Raw genomic sequence first — 13,620 nt, 5'->3', positions numbered from 1 at the left:
GGGCTTTTTGCTGGAGCGGATGAAGCGCGACTTATTTGTCGACGAAGGCGCGCTCGACCACGTAGTCGCCCGGCTGGCCCACGCCCGGCGACACCACGAAACCACGCTTGTCCAGCATGGCGCTGATGTCGGCCAGCATGTGCGGGCTGCCGCAGATCATGGCGCGATCGGTTTCGGGGTTGATCTGGGGAATGCCGATGTCTTCGCACAGCTTGCCGCTTTCCATCAGCTCGGTGATGCGGCCCTGGTTGCGGAACGGCTCGCGCGTGACGGTGGGGTAATAGACCAGCTTTTCGCGCACCACGTCGCCGAAGAACTCGTTGTTGGGCAGTTCGTTCTCGATGAAGTCGGCGTAGGCCAGCTCGCTGACCCAGCGCACGCCATGCACCAGGATGACCTTGTCGAAGCGCTCGTAGACGTCGGGGTCCTTGATGATGCTCATGAAAGGCGCCAGGCCGGTGCCGGTGCCGAACAGGAACAGGTGCTTGCCCGGCTTGAGGTCGTCGACCACCAGCGTGCCGACCGGCTTGCGGCTGACCAGGATGGTGTCGCCTTCCTTCAGGTGCTGCAGGCGCGAGGTCAGCGGACCGTTCTGCACCTTGATGCTGAGGAATTCGAGGTTCTCTTCGTAATTGGCGCTGGCGATGCTGTACGCCCGCAGCAGCGGCTTGCCTTCGACTTCCAGGCCGATCATGACGAAGTGGCCGTTGTGGAACCGCAGGGCCGCGTCACGCGTGGTGGTGAAGGAGAACAGGGTGTCGTTCCAGTGGTGCACGCTCAGCACGCGCTCGGTATTGAAAGCAGCCATGTCGTATCTAGTAAGGGCGGGACCAGGGGTCGACGGGAAACCGCGACGGCCTCGGCTCGTTCCGCGAGGGTTCGCCATGGCGCACAAAAGACGCGCCCGGCATTAGGGTTGTCCCTATTCTACAGGGACTTGATGATAATTGCTCTCATTATTCCGTAATACCCTTATGCCGTATTGATGGGGATCAAGGGTCTTATGCGCAGTCTTACATTGAGTTGAATACGATAAAACTTCCTGTTATCGTCCCGCTCTGACTTGATAATCATTTTCGTTAGCAGACCGCTTTGCCGGAGTCCCTATGTCCAAGCGTCCCCCAATGACCACCCTGCTGCGCGCCCTGGCCCTGGCCGGCGCCGCCGCCTTCGCCGTCCCGGCCCACGCGGCCGAGGAAGTCAGCCTCTACACCACCCGGGAACCGAAGCTGATCCAGCCGCTGCTGGACGCCTTCACCAAGGAAAGCGGCATCAAGGTCAACACCGTGTTCGTCAAGGACGGCCTGCTCGAGCGCGTCAAGGCCGAAGGCGCCAAGTCGCCCGCCGACGTGCTCATGACGGTCGACATCGGCAACCTGCTCGACCTGGTGGACGGCGGCGTGACGCAGTCGATCAAGTCGCAGACGCTGGAATCGGTCATCCCCGCTAACCTGCGCGGCGCCGATGGCAAATGGTACGCCCTGTCGCTGCGCGACCGCGTGCTGTACGTCGAAAAGGACCTGAAGCTGGAATCCTTCCGCTACGAAGACCTGGCCGACCCGAAATGGAAGGGCAAGGTCTGCATCCGCTCGGGCCAGCACCCCTACAACACCGCCATGGTCGCCTCCATGATCGCCCATGACGGCGCCGAGGCCACCGAGAAGTGGCTGCGCGGCGTCAAGGCCAACCTGGCCCGCAAGGCCGCCGGCGGCGACCGCGACGTGGCCCGCGACATCCTGGGCGGCATCTGCGACATCGGCCTGGCCAATGCCTACTACGTCGGCCACATGAAGAACGCCGAGCCCGGCACCGACGCCCGCAAGTGGGGCGACGCCATCAAGGTGGTCCGCCCGACCTTTGCCAACGAAAAGAGCGGTGGCACCCACGTGAACGTCAGCGGCGCGGCCGTGGCGGCCCACGCGCCCAACAAGGCCAACGCCATCAAGCTGCTGGACTTCCTGGTGTCCGAGCCGGCGCAGGCCCTGTACGCGCAGGCCAACTACGAGTACCCGGTGCGCAAGGGCGTCAAGCTCGACCCGGTCATCGCCAGCTTCGGCGAACTGAAGGTCGATCCCCTGCCCCTGACCGAGATCGCCAAGTACCGCAAGCAAGCCAGCGAGCTGGTGGACAAGGTCGGTTTCGACAACTAAACGCGGCAAGGCGGCGCCCCCTGGCGCCGTCTCGCGGCTCTCAGGCCTGCCCTTGCTCGCCCGGAAAACTCCCAAGACGCGCGACGGCAGGCCTTGACGCTACTACAGGCGCCGCCCGCGCAGCGCCTTCCCCGCAGTAACTCTTGTGAAGCATGCATACAGATTCCCTGCCCCGGCCACTGCGTTTGCGCTGGACTGAACGCGGCGCCGGCTGGCTGGCCGGCGCCGCCCTGATCGGCCTGGCGGTGCTGGCGCCGGTGCTGACCCTGGTCTGGTGGGCGCTGGGCGGCGATCTGTCGCACTGGCGCCACCTGGCCACCTACGTGTTGCCGCAGGCGCTGGCCAACACCGCCGCGCTGCTGGCTGGCGTCGGCGTGCTGGTGACCCTGCTGGGCACCGGCTCGGCCTGGCTGGTGACGGCTTACGAATTCCCCTCGCGGCGCACCTTGACCTGGGCGTTGCTGCTGCCGCTGGCGGTGCCGACCTACATCATCGCCTTCGCCTATCTCGACCTGCTGCACCCGATCGGCCCGATCCAGAGCGCCATCCGCGCGCTGCTGGGCTACGACAGCCCGCGCCAGTTCCGGCTGCCGGACCTGCGCTCGATACAGGGCGCGATCTTCGTGCTGGGCTTCGTGCTGTATCCCTATGTCTACCTGAGCACCCGCGTCATGTTCATGACGCAGGCGGCCAGCCTGCTGGAAGCGGCGCGCACGCTGGGCGCGGGCCGCTATGGCGTGTTCTTCCGGGTGGCGCTGCCGCTGGCCCGTCCGGCCATCGTGGTGGGCGTCAGCCTGGCGTTGCTGGAAACCCTGAACGACATCGGCGCGTCCGAATTCCTGGGCGTGCAGACGCTGACCGTCTCCGTCTACACCACCTGGGTCACGCGCTCGGACCTGGCCGGCGCGGCGCAGATCGCGCTGACCATGCTGGCCATCGTGATCGGCCTGATCCTGCTCGAACGCCATGGCCGCAAGCGCCAGCGCTACGCCAACACGCAACGCATGCGGCCGATGCAGCCGCGGCGACTGCGCGGCGCGGCCGCCGTGCTGGCGGCGGTGCTGGGCTGGATTCCCGTGATCATCGGCTTCGTGGCGCCGGCGCTGTACCTGGTGGTCGAGACCTACAAGCGCCTGCACCTGGTGGGCGGCGTTTCCAACCAACTGCTAAACGGCTTGGGCAACACGCTGATCGTGGCGTTCAGCGCCACCATTGTGACGCTGCTCTGCGGCCTGATCGTGGCCTGGGCCGGCCGCACGCTGCGCGAAAGCGCCGGCTTCAATCCGGGCCGCGCCTGCGCCCGCGTCGCCAGCCTGGGCTACGCCGTGCCCGGCACCGTCCTGGCCATCGGCCTGCTCACGCCCTTCGTCTGGATCGACACCGCCGTGGCCAAGGTCTTTGGCGGCGGCGGCCTGTTCCTGATGGGGTCGATGGCGGCGCTGGTGTGCGCCTATGCCATCCGCTTCCTGGCCATCTCCACCGGCGCGCTCGAAGCCGGCCTGGCCCGCATTCCGCCGTCGCTGGAACAAGCCTCGCGGCTGCTGGGAGAAAGCTCGGCAGGCACCTTGCGCCGCGTCCACCTGCCGCTGCTGCGGCCGGCGCTGGCGGCCAGCGCGCTGCTGGTGTTCGTGGACGCCATGAAGGAATTGCCGGCCACGCTGCTGCTGCGGCCCATGAATTTTGACACGCTCGCCACCTGGCTCTACGCCGAAGCGGCCCGCGGCACCTACGAGGAAGGCGCGGTCGCCGCGCTGGCGATCGTGCTGGCCGGCCTGCTGCCCGTCATCCTGCTGGCCCGCACCAATCTGAAAATGGGACATTGAACATCGTGCCCGATCTGCTTGAACTCGATCACATCTCGCTGGCCTACGACACCCCCAAGGGCCTGCGGCCCGTGGTGCAGGACCTGACGCTGGGCCTGCCGGCCGGCCACATCGGCTGCCTGCTGGGCGAATCCGGCTGCGGCAAGACCACGGTGCTGCGCGCCATCGCCGGCTTCGAGCCGGTGCGCGCCGGACGCATCCTGCTCGATGGCGCGGTCATCTCCTCGCCCTCCGAGCAGGTCGCGCCGGAAAAGCGCCGCGTCGGCATGATGTTCCAGGACTACGCCTTGTTCCCGCACCTGTCGGTGGCGCAGAACGTGGCCTTCGGCCTGCGCCGCCTGGAGCGCGCCGAACGCGCCTGCCGCGTCGAGGAAATGCTGGCGCTGGTCGGCCTGGCGCATGCCGCCAACAGCTATCCGCACGAGATCTCCGGCGGGCAGCAGCAGCGCGTGGCGCTGGCGCGGGCCCTGGCGCCCTCGCCCGACCTGCTGCTGCTGGACGAGCCGTTCTCGAATCTGGATGTCGACACCCGCGAGCGCCTAGCCTTCGAGGTGCGCGAGATCCTGAAGACCACGGGCCACACCGCCATCCTGGTGACCCACAACCAGGCCGAGGCCTTCGCCATCGCCGACCGCATCGGCGTCATGGCATCCGGGCGCATCGCCCAGTGGGACACGCCCTACAACCTGCACCACCACCCGACCGACGACTTCGTGCGCGACTTCATCCGCCGCGAAGCGCTGGTGGAGCAACGCGAGCAGGTCTTCGCGCGCGGGCGCTGATCCACGGGCCGCGCCCGGGCACGGGCGCGGCACGCGACGAACCGGCGATTGCGGCGGGTCCGGCCGGCGGCGCGGCCCGCGCCCACGACGGCCGATCAGTCGGCCGACAGTTTCACTTTCTGCGACAGCGCCTTGAACGACTCGTACTGGCTGCGGGTCAGGCGCTCCACCTCCGCCGGCGTCGAGCCATACGGCATGAAACCGGCCTGCTCCAGCTTGTCCTTGACGTCCGGCATCGCCAGCGCGGCCTGGAAGGCTTCGCTCAACGCGTTGGTGATTTCCGTCGGCATCCTGGCCGGGCCATAGACGGCGAACCACGGATCCACCACCGCCCCGCCATAGCCCAGCTCGGCCAGCGTCGGCACGTCCGGCAAGGCAGGCGCGCGCTTGCTGCCGGTAACCGCCAGCGCGTGGACCTTGCCCGACTTGATGTGCGGCAGCGAGGCCGGCAGGTTATCGAACAGGATCGGCAGATGGCCGCCCAGCAGGTCGTTCAGCGCCTGCGCGCTGCCCTTGTAGGGAATGTGCTGCATGCCGGCGCCGGTGAGCTGGTCGAACATGACGCCGGCCAGGTGCATCGAGGTGCCGGTGCCCGGGGTGCCGAAAGCCGTGCCGGGATGCTGCTTGGCGTAGGCCACCAGGTCCTTGACGCTGTCGGCCTTGAGCGACGGGCCGGTCTCCAGCACCACCGAGGACGCGCCCAGCATGCTGATGCCGGTGAAGTCTTTGGTCGGATCGAACGGCATCGACGGATAGACGAAGGGGTTCAGCGCATTGGTGGAGATGGCGCCGAAGCCGATGGTGTAGCCGTCCGGTGCGGCCTTGGCCACGGCGTCCATGCCGATGTTGCCGCCGGCGCCCGGACGGTTCTCGACGATGACCGGCTGGCCCAGTTTCTCGGCCACTTTCGCGCCGGCGGTGCGCGCCACCAGGTCGGTGGTGCCGCCGGCGGTGTACGGCACGATGAACACGATGGGCTTGGCCGGATAGCCGGCGGCCAGCGCGGCATTGGCGCCATGGATCAGCGCCAGCGCGGCCAGGCCGCGCAGCGCGTTCAGGGTAAAGCGTTGCATGATGTCTCCATCCCGATTGTTATCACGTTAGGGATGCGCATCATACTGTGTGGCGCAATTCAGACGCCATGACGAACGAAATCGCGGTTCTTCGCACGTGCGCGGATCAATCCGCCGCGATCGGTGATACAGTGCGCACTTCCCGGCAAGCGGCGCCCTGATTGCGCCGCGGCTTCGCCAGCCCCGAGGCGCCGCGCCCGATGCGCCGCCCTACCCCCACACACCGTACTGCACGGGAGGAAAGCACCATGCAACAACGGACTTCCCCCATCGCAGGCCGCGTCTAGCGCGTTCGAATTTCCTTGCCGCATCTTCGCGGCAGACCATTCGCATTGCCCAGGCCCGGACCTGCCTGACAGGGTCTCTCATTCGTATCGCAATGAGAGCGGCCCTCCTCATGACCTGATCTGGAATTTCCATGGGCAATTGCATTCAAGCACTGTCCGAGCGCGTCACATTGATCGCCTCGGACGACACCTGGATCGAAGGCAACGCGATCCAACAACTCCATACCACCGCCAGGCTCGCCGGCATGCGCCACGTCGCGGGCATGCCGGACCTGCATCCCGGACGCGGCTATCCAGTGGGCGCCGCGTTCTTCTCGCTCGGCCGCCTGTATCCGGCCTTGATCGGCGGCGACATCGGCTGCGGCATGGCGCTCTGGTCGACGCATCTCGAAAGCCGCAAAGTCGCGCCCGACAAGCTCGACAAGCGGCTGCGCAACATCGACGAGCCGCTGGACGACTCGTGGCAGGCGCTCGTGTCGGCACTGGCGCCCGCCGGCGTCGGCCATCGGCAGGCGCTGGGCACCATCGGCGGCGGCAACCACTTCGCCGAGCTGCAGTGCATCGACGAAATCCACGATGCGCAGGCATTGGCGGCCTTGCGCATCGACGAGAAAAAGCTGCTGCTGCTGGTGCACAGCGGTTCGCGGGGCCTGGGTCGCTCGATCCTGGAGGAACACGTCCGTCGCCATGGCCATGACGGCCTCGAGCAGGACAGCGCCGCATGCCGGGATTACCTGGCGCAACACGACGACGCCTTGCGATTCGCGCAGGCCAATCGCCACCTCATTGCGCGCCGCATGCTGGCACGCTGGGGCGTGGATGGCGAACAGGTGCTGGACGTCGACCACAACCTGGTAACCCCCGCCGTCATCGCCGGAGAAGCGGGCTGGCTGCACCGCAAGGGCGCGACCCCGTCCGACGGCGGGCCGGTCATCATCCCCGGTTCGCGCGGCGACTTCAGCTATCTGGTGGCGCCGATCGCCAGCGAGGCCAGCCTGTTCTCGCTGGCGCACGGCGCGGGCCGCAAGTGGATGCGCAGCGAGTGCAAGGACCGGCTGTTCAAGCGCTACAGTCCCGCGCAACTGAGCAAGACCCGGTTGGGCAGCCATGTCATCTGCCAGGACAAGCAACTGATCTATGAGGAAGCGCCGGAGGCGTACAAACCCGTGGACAGCATCATCGCCAGCCTGCAACAGGCGGGCCTGCTGACGGTGCTGGCCAGGCTGCGCCCGGTGTTGACCTACAAGACCCGGGGGGAGTGCTGCTGATGATGCTGCTACAGTTATCCGCGGCCCAGGGCCCCGATGAGTGCTGCCTGGCGGTCGCCAAGGCCCTTGCCTACCTGTTGCGCGAGGCCGAGGCGCGCGGCGTTGGCATCGATATCCTCGAACAGGAGACCGGCGCCCGAGCCGGCACCTATCGCTCGGTGCTGCTGGCCCTCGACGGCCCTGGCGCGGCCGGCCTGGCCGCGTGCTGGGAGGGATCGATCCAGTGGATCTGCCCCAGCCCCTATCGCCCTGGCCACCTGCGCAAGAACTGGTTCATCGGCGCGTTGCGTTGCGACCCGCCGGCCATCCGCCAGGACACGGAAATACGCTTCGAAACGACGCGCGCATCCGGGCCGGGCGGCCAGCACGTCAACAAGACGGAATCCGCGGTGCGCGCGACGCACGTGGCGACGGGCATCAGCGTGAAGGTGCAGTCCGAGCGCAGCCAGCATGCCAACAAGCGCATCGCCGCGCTGCTGATCGCGCATCGGCTGGCCCAACATGAGCAGGCCGCGCATGCCACGGAGCGGGCCCGGCGGCGCCAATTCCACCACGAGGTGGCACGGGGTGGTCCCGCGCGCGTGTTCAAGGGCGAGGCGTTCGAGTTGTTGAAAGCAGGATAGACGGCGAACCGGCCGGAGCCGCCAGGCGCATGCCGCCCGGCGCTCCGATCGGGCGCGTCAAGCCCGCGGCGGCGGCAGCGGAATGAACTCGGTCTCGTCGCCCGGCACGGTCTGGCCGAAGCGGTTGCGCTGCCAGTCTTCCTTGGCCTGCTCGATGCGGTCCTTGCTGCTAGAGACGAAATTCCACCAGAGGAAGCGCGGGCCTTCCAGCGGCTCGCCACCGAGCACCGCGAAACGCGCGTCGGTACAGGCGCGGATCTGCACCGGACGGCCGGGCGCGAACACGATCAGGCGGCCGCTCTCGAACACCTGCCCGTCCACCTCGACCGAGCCGATCGCCAGGTAGGCGGCGCGCTCTTCGTGTTCCGCGGGCAGCACGGTGACGGCGCCGGCGCGCAACTGCATGTCGCCATAGAACAGCGGCGAGTGGGTCTTGACGGCCGAGGTCTTGCCGAACAGCGAGCCGGCCACGACCTGCGCGCGCACCCCCTCGCCCTCGACCACCGGCTGGGCGTCCAGGCCATAGTGGGTGAAACCGGGATCGGTTTCCTCGTGGGCCTTGGGCAGGCCGACCCAGATCTGCAGGCCGGCCAGGCGCTGCGCGGCCTGGCGGCTTTCGGGCGAGGAGCGTTCGGAGTGCACGATGCCGCGGCCGGCCGTCATCCAGTTCACCTCGCCGGGCAGGATGGTCTGGGTATTGCCGGCGCCGTCGCGATGCACCATCGAGCCTTCGTACAGATAGGTGACGGTGGACAGGCCGATGTGCGGATGCGGGCGCACGTCGATGCCCGAGCCGGCCGTGAATTCAACCGGGCCCATGTGGTCCAGGAAGACGAACGGGCCGACGGTGCGGCGCTGCGCCGAGGGCAGCGCGCGCCGGACTTCGAAGCCGCCCAGGTCGCTGCTGCGCGGCACCACCACGGTTTCGATCTGGCTGTCGCCGGCTTGGGACAAAGTGGACATGGGAATACTCCTGTAGGTTGGCCGTCTCGGGGCCATGTTAAGGCCGGGCGGATCGGCGATCCACCCGGCTGCCGGCCTCAAGCCAGATCGAACACCAGCACTTCGGCGTTGTCGCCGCCGGACAGCGCCACCCGCGTTTCATCGCTGATGGCGACCGCGTCGCCGGCCGCCAGCGCCACGCCGTTGACCGTCAGGCTGCCGCGGGCCACGTGAACCCAGGCGCGGCGGCCGGGGGCCAGTTCCAGCGTGGCCGACTCGTCGCCGTCGAACAGGCCGGCATAGAGCCGCACGTCCTGATGGATCGTCATCGAGCCGTCGACGCCGTCGCCCGACACCAGGGCTTGCAGACGGCCGCGCTTTTGCGCGTCGGTGAAGGCCTTTTCCTCATACTCCGGCGCGATACCGGTGACGTTCGGCTCGATCCAGATCTGCAGCATGTGCGTTTCCTTGTCGGCGCGCGGGTTGAACTCGGAGTGCATCACGCCGCGGCCGGCGCTCATCCGCTGCACGTTGCCGGGCTGGATGGTGGAGCCGCTGCCCATGCTGTCCTTGTGCGCAATGGCGCCGTCCAGCACGTAGGTGATGATCTCCATGTCGCGATGGCCGTGGGTGCCGAAGCCGCGGCCGGCGGCGATGCGGTCGTCGTTGATCACGCGCAGCGCGCCGAAGCCCATGTGGGCGGGATCGTAGTAGTTGGCGAACGAGAAGGTGTGGAACGAATCGAGCCAGCCGTGGTTGGCGTGACCGCGTTCGGCGCTACGGCGGATGGTAAGCATGGTGACTCCTATTTCAAATATGTGAATGGTTTCGCTTGGGCCGGCGCCTGACTTTTTTCGCTTGGCGCTGGCTGCTCGACCGGCATGAGTGACATTGTGCGCGTACTCGCGCGCCGATTTGACGCTATGATTTGAAGAAACCATTCAATTTTTTTGAACGATATTGCCCGGAGCTTCCCCATGCAGCCGATCACCCCCGAATTGCTCGTCCTGGTGGATGCGATCGCGCGCCACGGCAGCTTTGCCAAGGCGGCGCGCGAGCTGGACAAGGTGCCCTCCGCCGTGACCTACGCCATCCGCAAGCTGGAGGACGGGCTGGACGTGCTGCTGTTCGACCGCTCCGGGCACCGGGCGCTGCTGACGCCGGCCGGCGAGGCGCTGCTCAAGGACGGCCGCCACGTGCTGCAGTCGCTCGACGACCTGGCCTGCCGGGTCAAGCGCATCGCCACCGGCTGGGAGGTGGAGCTGCGCATCGCGGTAAGCGCGGTGCTGCCCTGGCGGCCGCTATACGACCTGGTCGAGGAATTCCAGGCGCTGGGCAGCGCGACGACCCTGCGCTTTTCGACCGAGGTGCTGAGCGGCAACTGGGATGCGTTGACCTCGAACCGCGCCGACCTCGTGATCGGCGCGGGAGCGGCCGGCGAGCCGACCGGCCCCTACCGCTCACAGACGATGGGACAGGCGCAATTCGGCTTCTGCGTGGCGGCGCATCACCCGCTCGCATCGCTGCCGCAGCCGCTGAGCCGCGCCGACATCACGCGCTACTGCGCGGTGGTGGTGGCCGATACCTCGCGCAACCTGCCGCCGCAGTCGCGCGGCATCCTGGCAGAGCAGCCGACGCTGGTGATGCCCACGATGCAGGCCAAGATCGAGGCCCAAATTCGCGGGTTGGGATGCGGCTACCTGCCGTTGACGCTGGCCGCGCCCTACCTGGCGCAGGGCGTGCTGGTGGTCTGCGATACCGATGAGGGGATGTCGCTGACCGAGCATGTGGCGTATGCGTGGCGGGCGGAGGCGCCCGGCGAGGCGTTGAAGTGGTGGCTGCAGAAGTTGAAGTCGCCGCGCCTTTGCGAGGGCCTGCTTGGCATGGCCTGAGCGCGTCATTTTCCTCTGAAGGACGCCCCGCGGGCGGCGCAGCGGCCGCCCCGGGGTCCGGGCCAACGCGGCCTACTCGTCCTCGATGCCCAGCTCGCGCAGCTTGCGCGTGATGGTGTTGCGGCCGATGCCCAGTCTTGAGGCGGCTTCCACGCGGCGGCCGCGACTGGCGTCCAGGGCGCTTTGGAGCAGGATCTTCTCGAACTGGCGCGTCAGCGTCGCCATGACGGCGGGTTCGCCGCGCTCGAGGCGGTACTGCGCGTCGCGCAGCAGGGAGTCCTGCCAGTTGCGGGGCGTGGCTTCGTCGGCCGCGGCGGGCGCGGAGTGCTGGACCACGGTGCCGATGGCGGCAACGCCGGCGCTGGCGGGCGGTCGCGGCGATACGGAGCCGGCGGCCGGCGCGTGTTCCATCGCGCGGATTTCGGGCGGCAGGTCGGCGCGTTCGACGGTCTGGCCAGGGGCCATGACGGTAAGCCAGTGGCAGAAGTTCTCCAACTGGCGCACGTTGCCCGGAAAGTCGAACTTGGTCAGGACTGCCAGCGCTTCCGGAGTCAGCCGCTTGACCGGCACGCCAAGGGCGCGCGCGCTGGCGGTGAGGAAGTGGTTGGCGAGCGCGGGGATGTCCTCGACCCGTTCGCGCAGCGGGGGCAGGCGCAGGCGGATGACGTTCAGGCGGTGGAACAGGTCTTCGCGGAACAGGCCCTGCTCGACCCGCTGCTCCAGCGGCTGGTGGGTGGCGGCGACGATGCGCACGTCGACCCGCACCGGCTGGGCGCCGCCGACGCGGTAGAAGCTGCCTTCGGCCAGCACGCGCAGCAGGCGGGTCTGCAATTCGATCGGCATGTCGCCGATTTCATCGAGGAACAGCGTGCCGCCATGGGCTTCCTCGAAGCGGCCGCGGCGCAGCGTGTTGGCGCCGGTGAAAGCGCCGCGTTCGTGGCCGAACAGTTCGGCTTCCAGCAGATCGCGCGGGATGGCGGCGGCGTTCAGCGCCACGAACGGGCCGCCGGCGCGCATGCCATGGCCGTGCAGCGCGCGCGCCACCAGTTCCTTGCCGGTGCCGGACTCGCCAGTGATCAGCACGGTGACCTTGGACTGCGCCAGCCGGCCGATGGCGCGGAACACTTCCTGCATGGCGGTGGACGACGACTGCGTCATCATCCAGCGTTCGTTGTTCTGCGCCTCGCCCTGCCCTTCGGGACTCTCGGGCTGGGCCGATTCCTGCATGGCGCGCTGGATCAGCGCCACCGCTTCGTTCACGTCGAAGGGCTTGGCCAGGTAGTCGAAGGCGCCGCCCTGGAAGGCCGACACGGTGCTGTCCAGGTCGGCAAAGGCGGTCATGACGATGACGGGCAGGCCAGGATGGCGTTCCTTGAGCTGGCGCAGCAGTTCGAGGCCGTTGCCGCCGGGCATGCGGATATCGGAAACCAGGGCGACGGGCGTCTCGTGCGCCAGCGCGTCGAGCACGTCGGCGGCCTGGGAGAAACTACGGGTGGGGACACCGGCGCGGGCCAGGGCCTTTTCGAGGACCCAGCGGATGGCCTGGTCGTCGTCGACGATCCATACGGGTTTCATCAGAGTGCGGGCTCCATCGGTAGGACCAGGCGAAACTCGGTGCGCCCGGGTCGGGATTCAAATTCGATGATGCCTCCGTGCTGCTGCACGAAATCCTGGGCCAGGCTCAGGCCCAGGCCGGTCCCGCCGGCGCGGGCGGTGACCAGGGGATGGAAAATGCGGTCGCGTATATGGTCCGGCACGCCGGGACCGTTATCGATGATGGACAGCTCCAGCGCCAGGCGGTGCTGGCGATGCGCCAGCATGACCTGGCGCGCCACGCGGGTGCGCAGCGTGACGACGCCAGGTTCGAGTCCGGGCGTCTGCGGCCGCGCGACCAGTTCCTGCGCCGCGTTGCGGGCCACGTTCAGCACCGCCTGCATCAGGCGGGCGGCGTCGCCCTTCAGGTCGGGCATGGACGCGTCGTAGTCGCGCACCAGCGTGACGTCGTTGCGGAATTCGGCCTGGATCAGGGCGCAGACGCGCTCGCAGATCTCGTGGATGTTCACCGGCCGCGCGTTCAGCGGCACGCGTTGCGGGCCGCTCAGGCGGTCCACCAGCGCCTGCAGGCGGTCGGCTTCGGAAATGATGACCTGGGTGTACTCGGCCAGCGCCGCGCTCGGCAGCTCGGCTTCCAGCAGTTGCGCGGCGCCGCGCAAGCCGCCCAGGGGATTCTTGACTTCGTGCGCGAGGTTGCGCAGCAGTTCGCGGTGCGCTTCGATCTCGTCGACCAGGCGATGGTTGCGATCGGCCAGCACGCGCTGCTCGATCTCGCGGGTCTCGATCAGCACCGGCCAGGCCTGGCCGCTCAAGCCGACCGTGGTCACCGCCACTTCCACCGATTCGGCGGCGCGGCGCAATGAGGCCAGTTGCCTGACGTCGGCATACCTGCCGGCCGCGGCGCGGTCGATGGACGATTGGATGTTTTCCGGATTGTCGAACAGCGTGGCGGCGGAGTGGCCGCAGAGCTGCTTGCGGGAACGGCCGAACAGATCCTCGGCGGCCGCATTGGCGTATTCGATATGCCCGCGTGCGTTGACCAGGAAAACGGACGTGGCAAGCAGATCGAGAGCTTCTACATTCATTTTCAACGTACCCGAATGACTACAAGGGGGAAATCGGCACACCGGTCCGGTGGCGCTTGCGTGCGCCGCCCTGCCCGCCGGCGCGAGGGCCGGCGGGACAGGCTGTCGGTCGGCGACCTGGCGGTGCGCGTGGTGTCGGCC

General features: G+C 67.9%; 12 protein-coding genes. 6 read left to right on the top strand and 6 right to left on the bottom strand.

What is annotated here, in order from left to right; all coding sequences use genetic code 11:
- Positions 1 to 31: 31 nt before the first annotated feature.
- On the bottom strand, positions 32 to 808 hold the full coding sequence (locus HV783_RS04285; RefSeq protein WP_026383518.1) for a ferredoxin--NADP reductase: 777 nt from the start codon (positions 806 to 808) through the stop codon (positions 32 to 34).
- Positions 809 to 1,106: 298 nt separating this feature from the next.
- Here HV783_RS04285 and HV783_RS04280 point away from each other — a divergent pair, with 298 nt between their 5' ends.
- The 3 genes from HV783_RS04280 to HV783_RS04270 all read left to right on the top strand — a co-directional run bounded on the left by HV783_RS04280 (position 1,107) and on the right by HV783_RS04270 (position 4,755).
- Complete coding sequence (locus HV783_RS04280) at positions 1,107 to 2,150, top strand: Fe(3+) ABC transporter substrate-binding protein (protein ID WP_116791213.1); 1,044 nt, start codon at positions 1,107 to 1,109, stop codon at positions 2,148 to 2,150.
- Between the two features lie 152 nt (positions 2,151 to 2,302).
- Complete coding sequence (locus HV783_RS04275; RefSeq protein WP_064522972.1) at positions 2,303 to 3,973, top strand: ABC transporter permease; 1,671 nt, start codon at positions 2,303 to 2,305, stop codon at positions 3,971 to 3,973.
- A gap of 5 nt (positions 3,974 to 3,978) precedes the next feature.
- Positions 3,979 to 4,755 carry an ABC transporter ATP-binding protein gene (locus HV783_RS04270; RefSeq protein ID WP_175188744.1) on the top strand — a complete coding sequence of 259 codons (777 nt, stop codon included), beginning with the start codon at positions 3,979 to 3,981 and terminating at the stop codon, positions 4,753 to 4,755.
- Positions 4,756 to 4,850: 95 nt separating this feature from the next.
- On the opposite strand, the gene HV783_RS04265 is transcribed toward HV783_RS04270, so the two are convergent.
- Positions 4,851 to 5,828: a Bug family tripartite tricarboxylate transporter substrate binding protein gene (locus HV783_RS04265; RefSeq protein ID WP_175188743.1), complete on the bottom strand. Its 978-nt coding sequence runs from the start codon at positions 5,826 to 5,828 to the stop codon at positions 4,851 to 4,853.
- 418 nt (positions 5,829 to 6,246) lie between these two features.
- Here HV783_RS04265 and HV783_RS04260 point away from each other — a divergent pair, with 418 nt between their 5' ends.
- Positions 6,247 to 7,383, top strand: a complete 1,137-nt coding sequence (locus tag HV783_RS04260; protein ID WP_175188742.1) for an RNA ligase RtcB family protein — start codon at positions 6,247 to 6,249, stop codon at positions 7,381 to 7,383.
- Entirely contained in the window at positions 7,383 to 8,006 is a 624-nt protein-coding gene (prfH, locus tag HV783_RS04255; protein WP_175188741.1) for a peptide chain release factor H, read from the top strand. Before HV783_RS04260 ends, prfH begins: the two co-directional genes overlap by 1 nt.
- Positions 8,007 to 8,063: 57 nt before the next feature.
- Here the strand turns inward: prfH and HV783_RS04250 are convergent, their stop codons facing one another.
- Both HV783_RS04250 and HV783_RS04245 read right to left on the bottom strand, forming a co-directional pair.
- Positions 8,064 to 8,969 carry a pirin family protein gene (locus HV783_RS04250; protein ID WP_064522980.1) on the bottom strand — a complete coding sequence of 302 codons (906 nt, stop codon included), beginning with the start codon at positions 8,967 to 8,969 and terminating at the stop codon, positions 8,064 to 8,066.
- Positions 8,970 to 9,046: 77 nt separating this feature from the next.
- The gene (locus tag HV783_RS04245; protein ID WP_064522982.1) at positions 9,047 to 9,745 is read right to left on the bottom strand and encodes a pirin family protein; all 699 of its coding nucleotides are present in this window, start codon (positions 9,743 to 9,745) and stop codon (positions 9,047 to 9,049) included.
- A 180-nt stretch (positions 9,746 to 9,925) separates the two neighbouring features.
- Here HV783_RS04245 and HV783_RS04240 point away from each other — a divergent pair, with 180 nt between their 5' ends.
- A complete protein-coding gene (locus HV783_RS04240) occupies positions 9,926 to 10,840 on the top strand; it encodes a LysR family transcriptional regulator (RefSeq protein ID WP_054502628.1) in 915 nt (304 codons plus the stop codon).
- A gap of 72 nt (positions 10,841 to 10,912) precedes the next feature.
- On the opposite strand, the gene ntrC is transcribed toward HV783_RS04240, so the two are convergent.
- Both ntrC and glnL read right to left on the bottom strand, forming a co-directional pair.
- Positions 10,913 to 12,415 carry a nitrogen regulation protein NR(I) gene (gene ntrC / locus HV783_RS04235; protein ID WP_054502629.1) on the bottom strand — a complete coding sequence of 501 codons (1,503 nt, stop codon included), beginning with the start codon at positions 12,413 to 12,415 and terminating at the stop codon, positions 10,913 to 10,915.
- Entirely contained in the window at positions 12,415 to 13,479 is a 1,065-nt protein-coding gene (gene glnL, locus HV783_RS04230) for a nitrogen regulation protein NR(II) (RefSeq protein ID WP_064522984.1), read from the bottom strand. Before glnL ends, ntrC begins: the two co-directional genes overlap by 1 nt.
- Between the last annotated feature and the right edge of the window lie 141 nt (positions 13,480 to 13,620).

The sequence above is a fragment of the Achromobacter dolens genome (assembly GCF_902859745.1).
In the GTDB taxonomy this organism is placed as follows: domain Bacteria; phylum Pseudomonadota; class Gammaproteobacteria; order Burkholderiales; family Burkholderiaceae_B; genus Achromobacter; species Achromobacter dolens.
This window is presented reverse-complemented; position numbering and strand designations above follow the sequence as displayed.

Excerpts from the sequence above, each read along its gene's own strand:
- HV783_RS04260 (WP_175188742.1), top strand. The coding sequence starts at position 6,247 with ATGGGCAATTGCATTCAAGCACTGTCCGAGCGCGTCACATTGATCGCC.
- HV783_RS04275 (WP_064522972.1), top strand. The coding sequence starts at position 2,303 with ATGCATACAGATTCCCTGCCCCGGCCACTGCGTTTGCGCTGGACTGAA.
- prfH (WP_175188741.1), top strand. The coding sequence starts at position 7,383 with ATGATGCTGCTACAGTTATCCGCGGCCCAGGGCCCCGATGAGTGCTGC.
- HV783_RS04240 (WP_054502628.1), top strand. The coding sequence starts at position 9,926 with ATGCAGCCGATCACCCCCGAATTGCTCGTCCTGGTGGATGCGATCGCG.
- HV783_RS04280 (WP_116791213.1), top strand. The coding sequence starts at position 1,107 with ATGTCCAAGCGTCCCCCAATGACCACCCTGCTGCGCGCCCTGGCCCTG.
- HV783_RS04245 (WP_064522982.1), bottom strand. The coding sequence starts at position 9,745 with ATGCTTACCATCCGCCGTAGCGCCGAACGCGGTCACGCCAACCACGGC.
- glnL (WP_064522984.1), bottom strand. The coding sequence starts at position 13,479 with ATGAATGTAGAAGCTCTCGATCTGCTTGCCACGTCCGTTTTCCTGGTC.
- ntrC (WP_054502629.1), bottom strand. The coding sequence starts at position 12,415 with ATGAAACCCGTATGGATCGTCGACGACGACCAGGCCATCCGCTGGGTC.
- HV783_RS04250 (WP_064522980.1), bottom strand. The coding sequence starts at position 8,969 with ATGTCCACTTTGTCCCAAGCCGGCGACAGCCAGATCGAAACCGTGGTG.
- HV783_RS04265 (WP_175188743.1), bottom strand. The coding sequence starts at position 5,828 with ATGCAACGCTTTACCCTGAACGCGCTGCGCGGCCTGGCCGCGCTGGCG.
- HV783_RS04285 (WP_026383518.1), bottom strand. The coding sequence starts at position 808 with ATGGCTGCTTTCAATACCGAGCGCGTGCTGAGCGTGCACCACTGGAAC.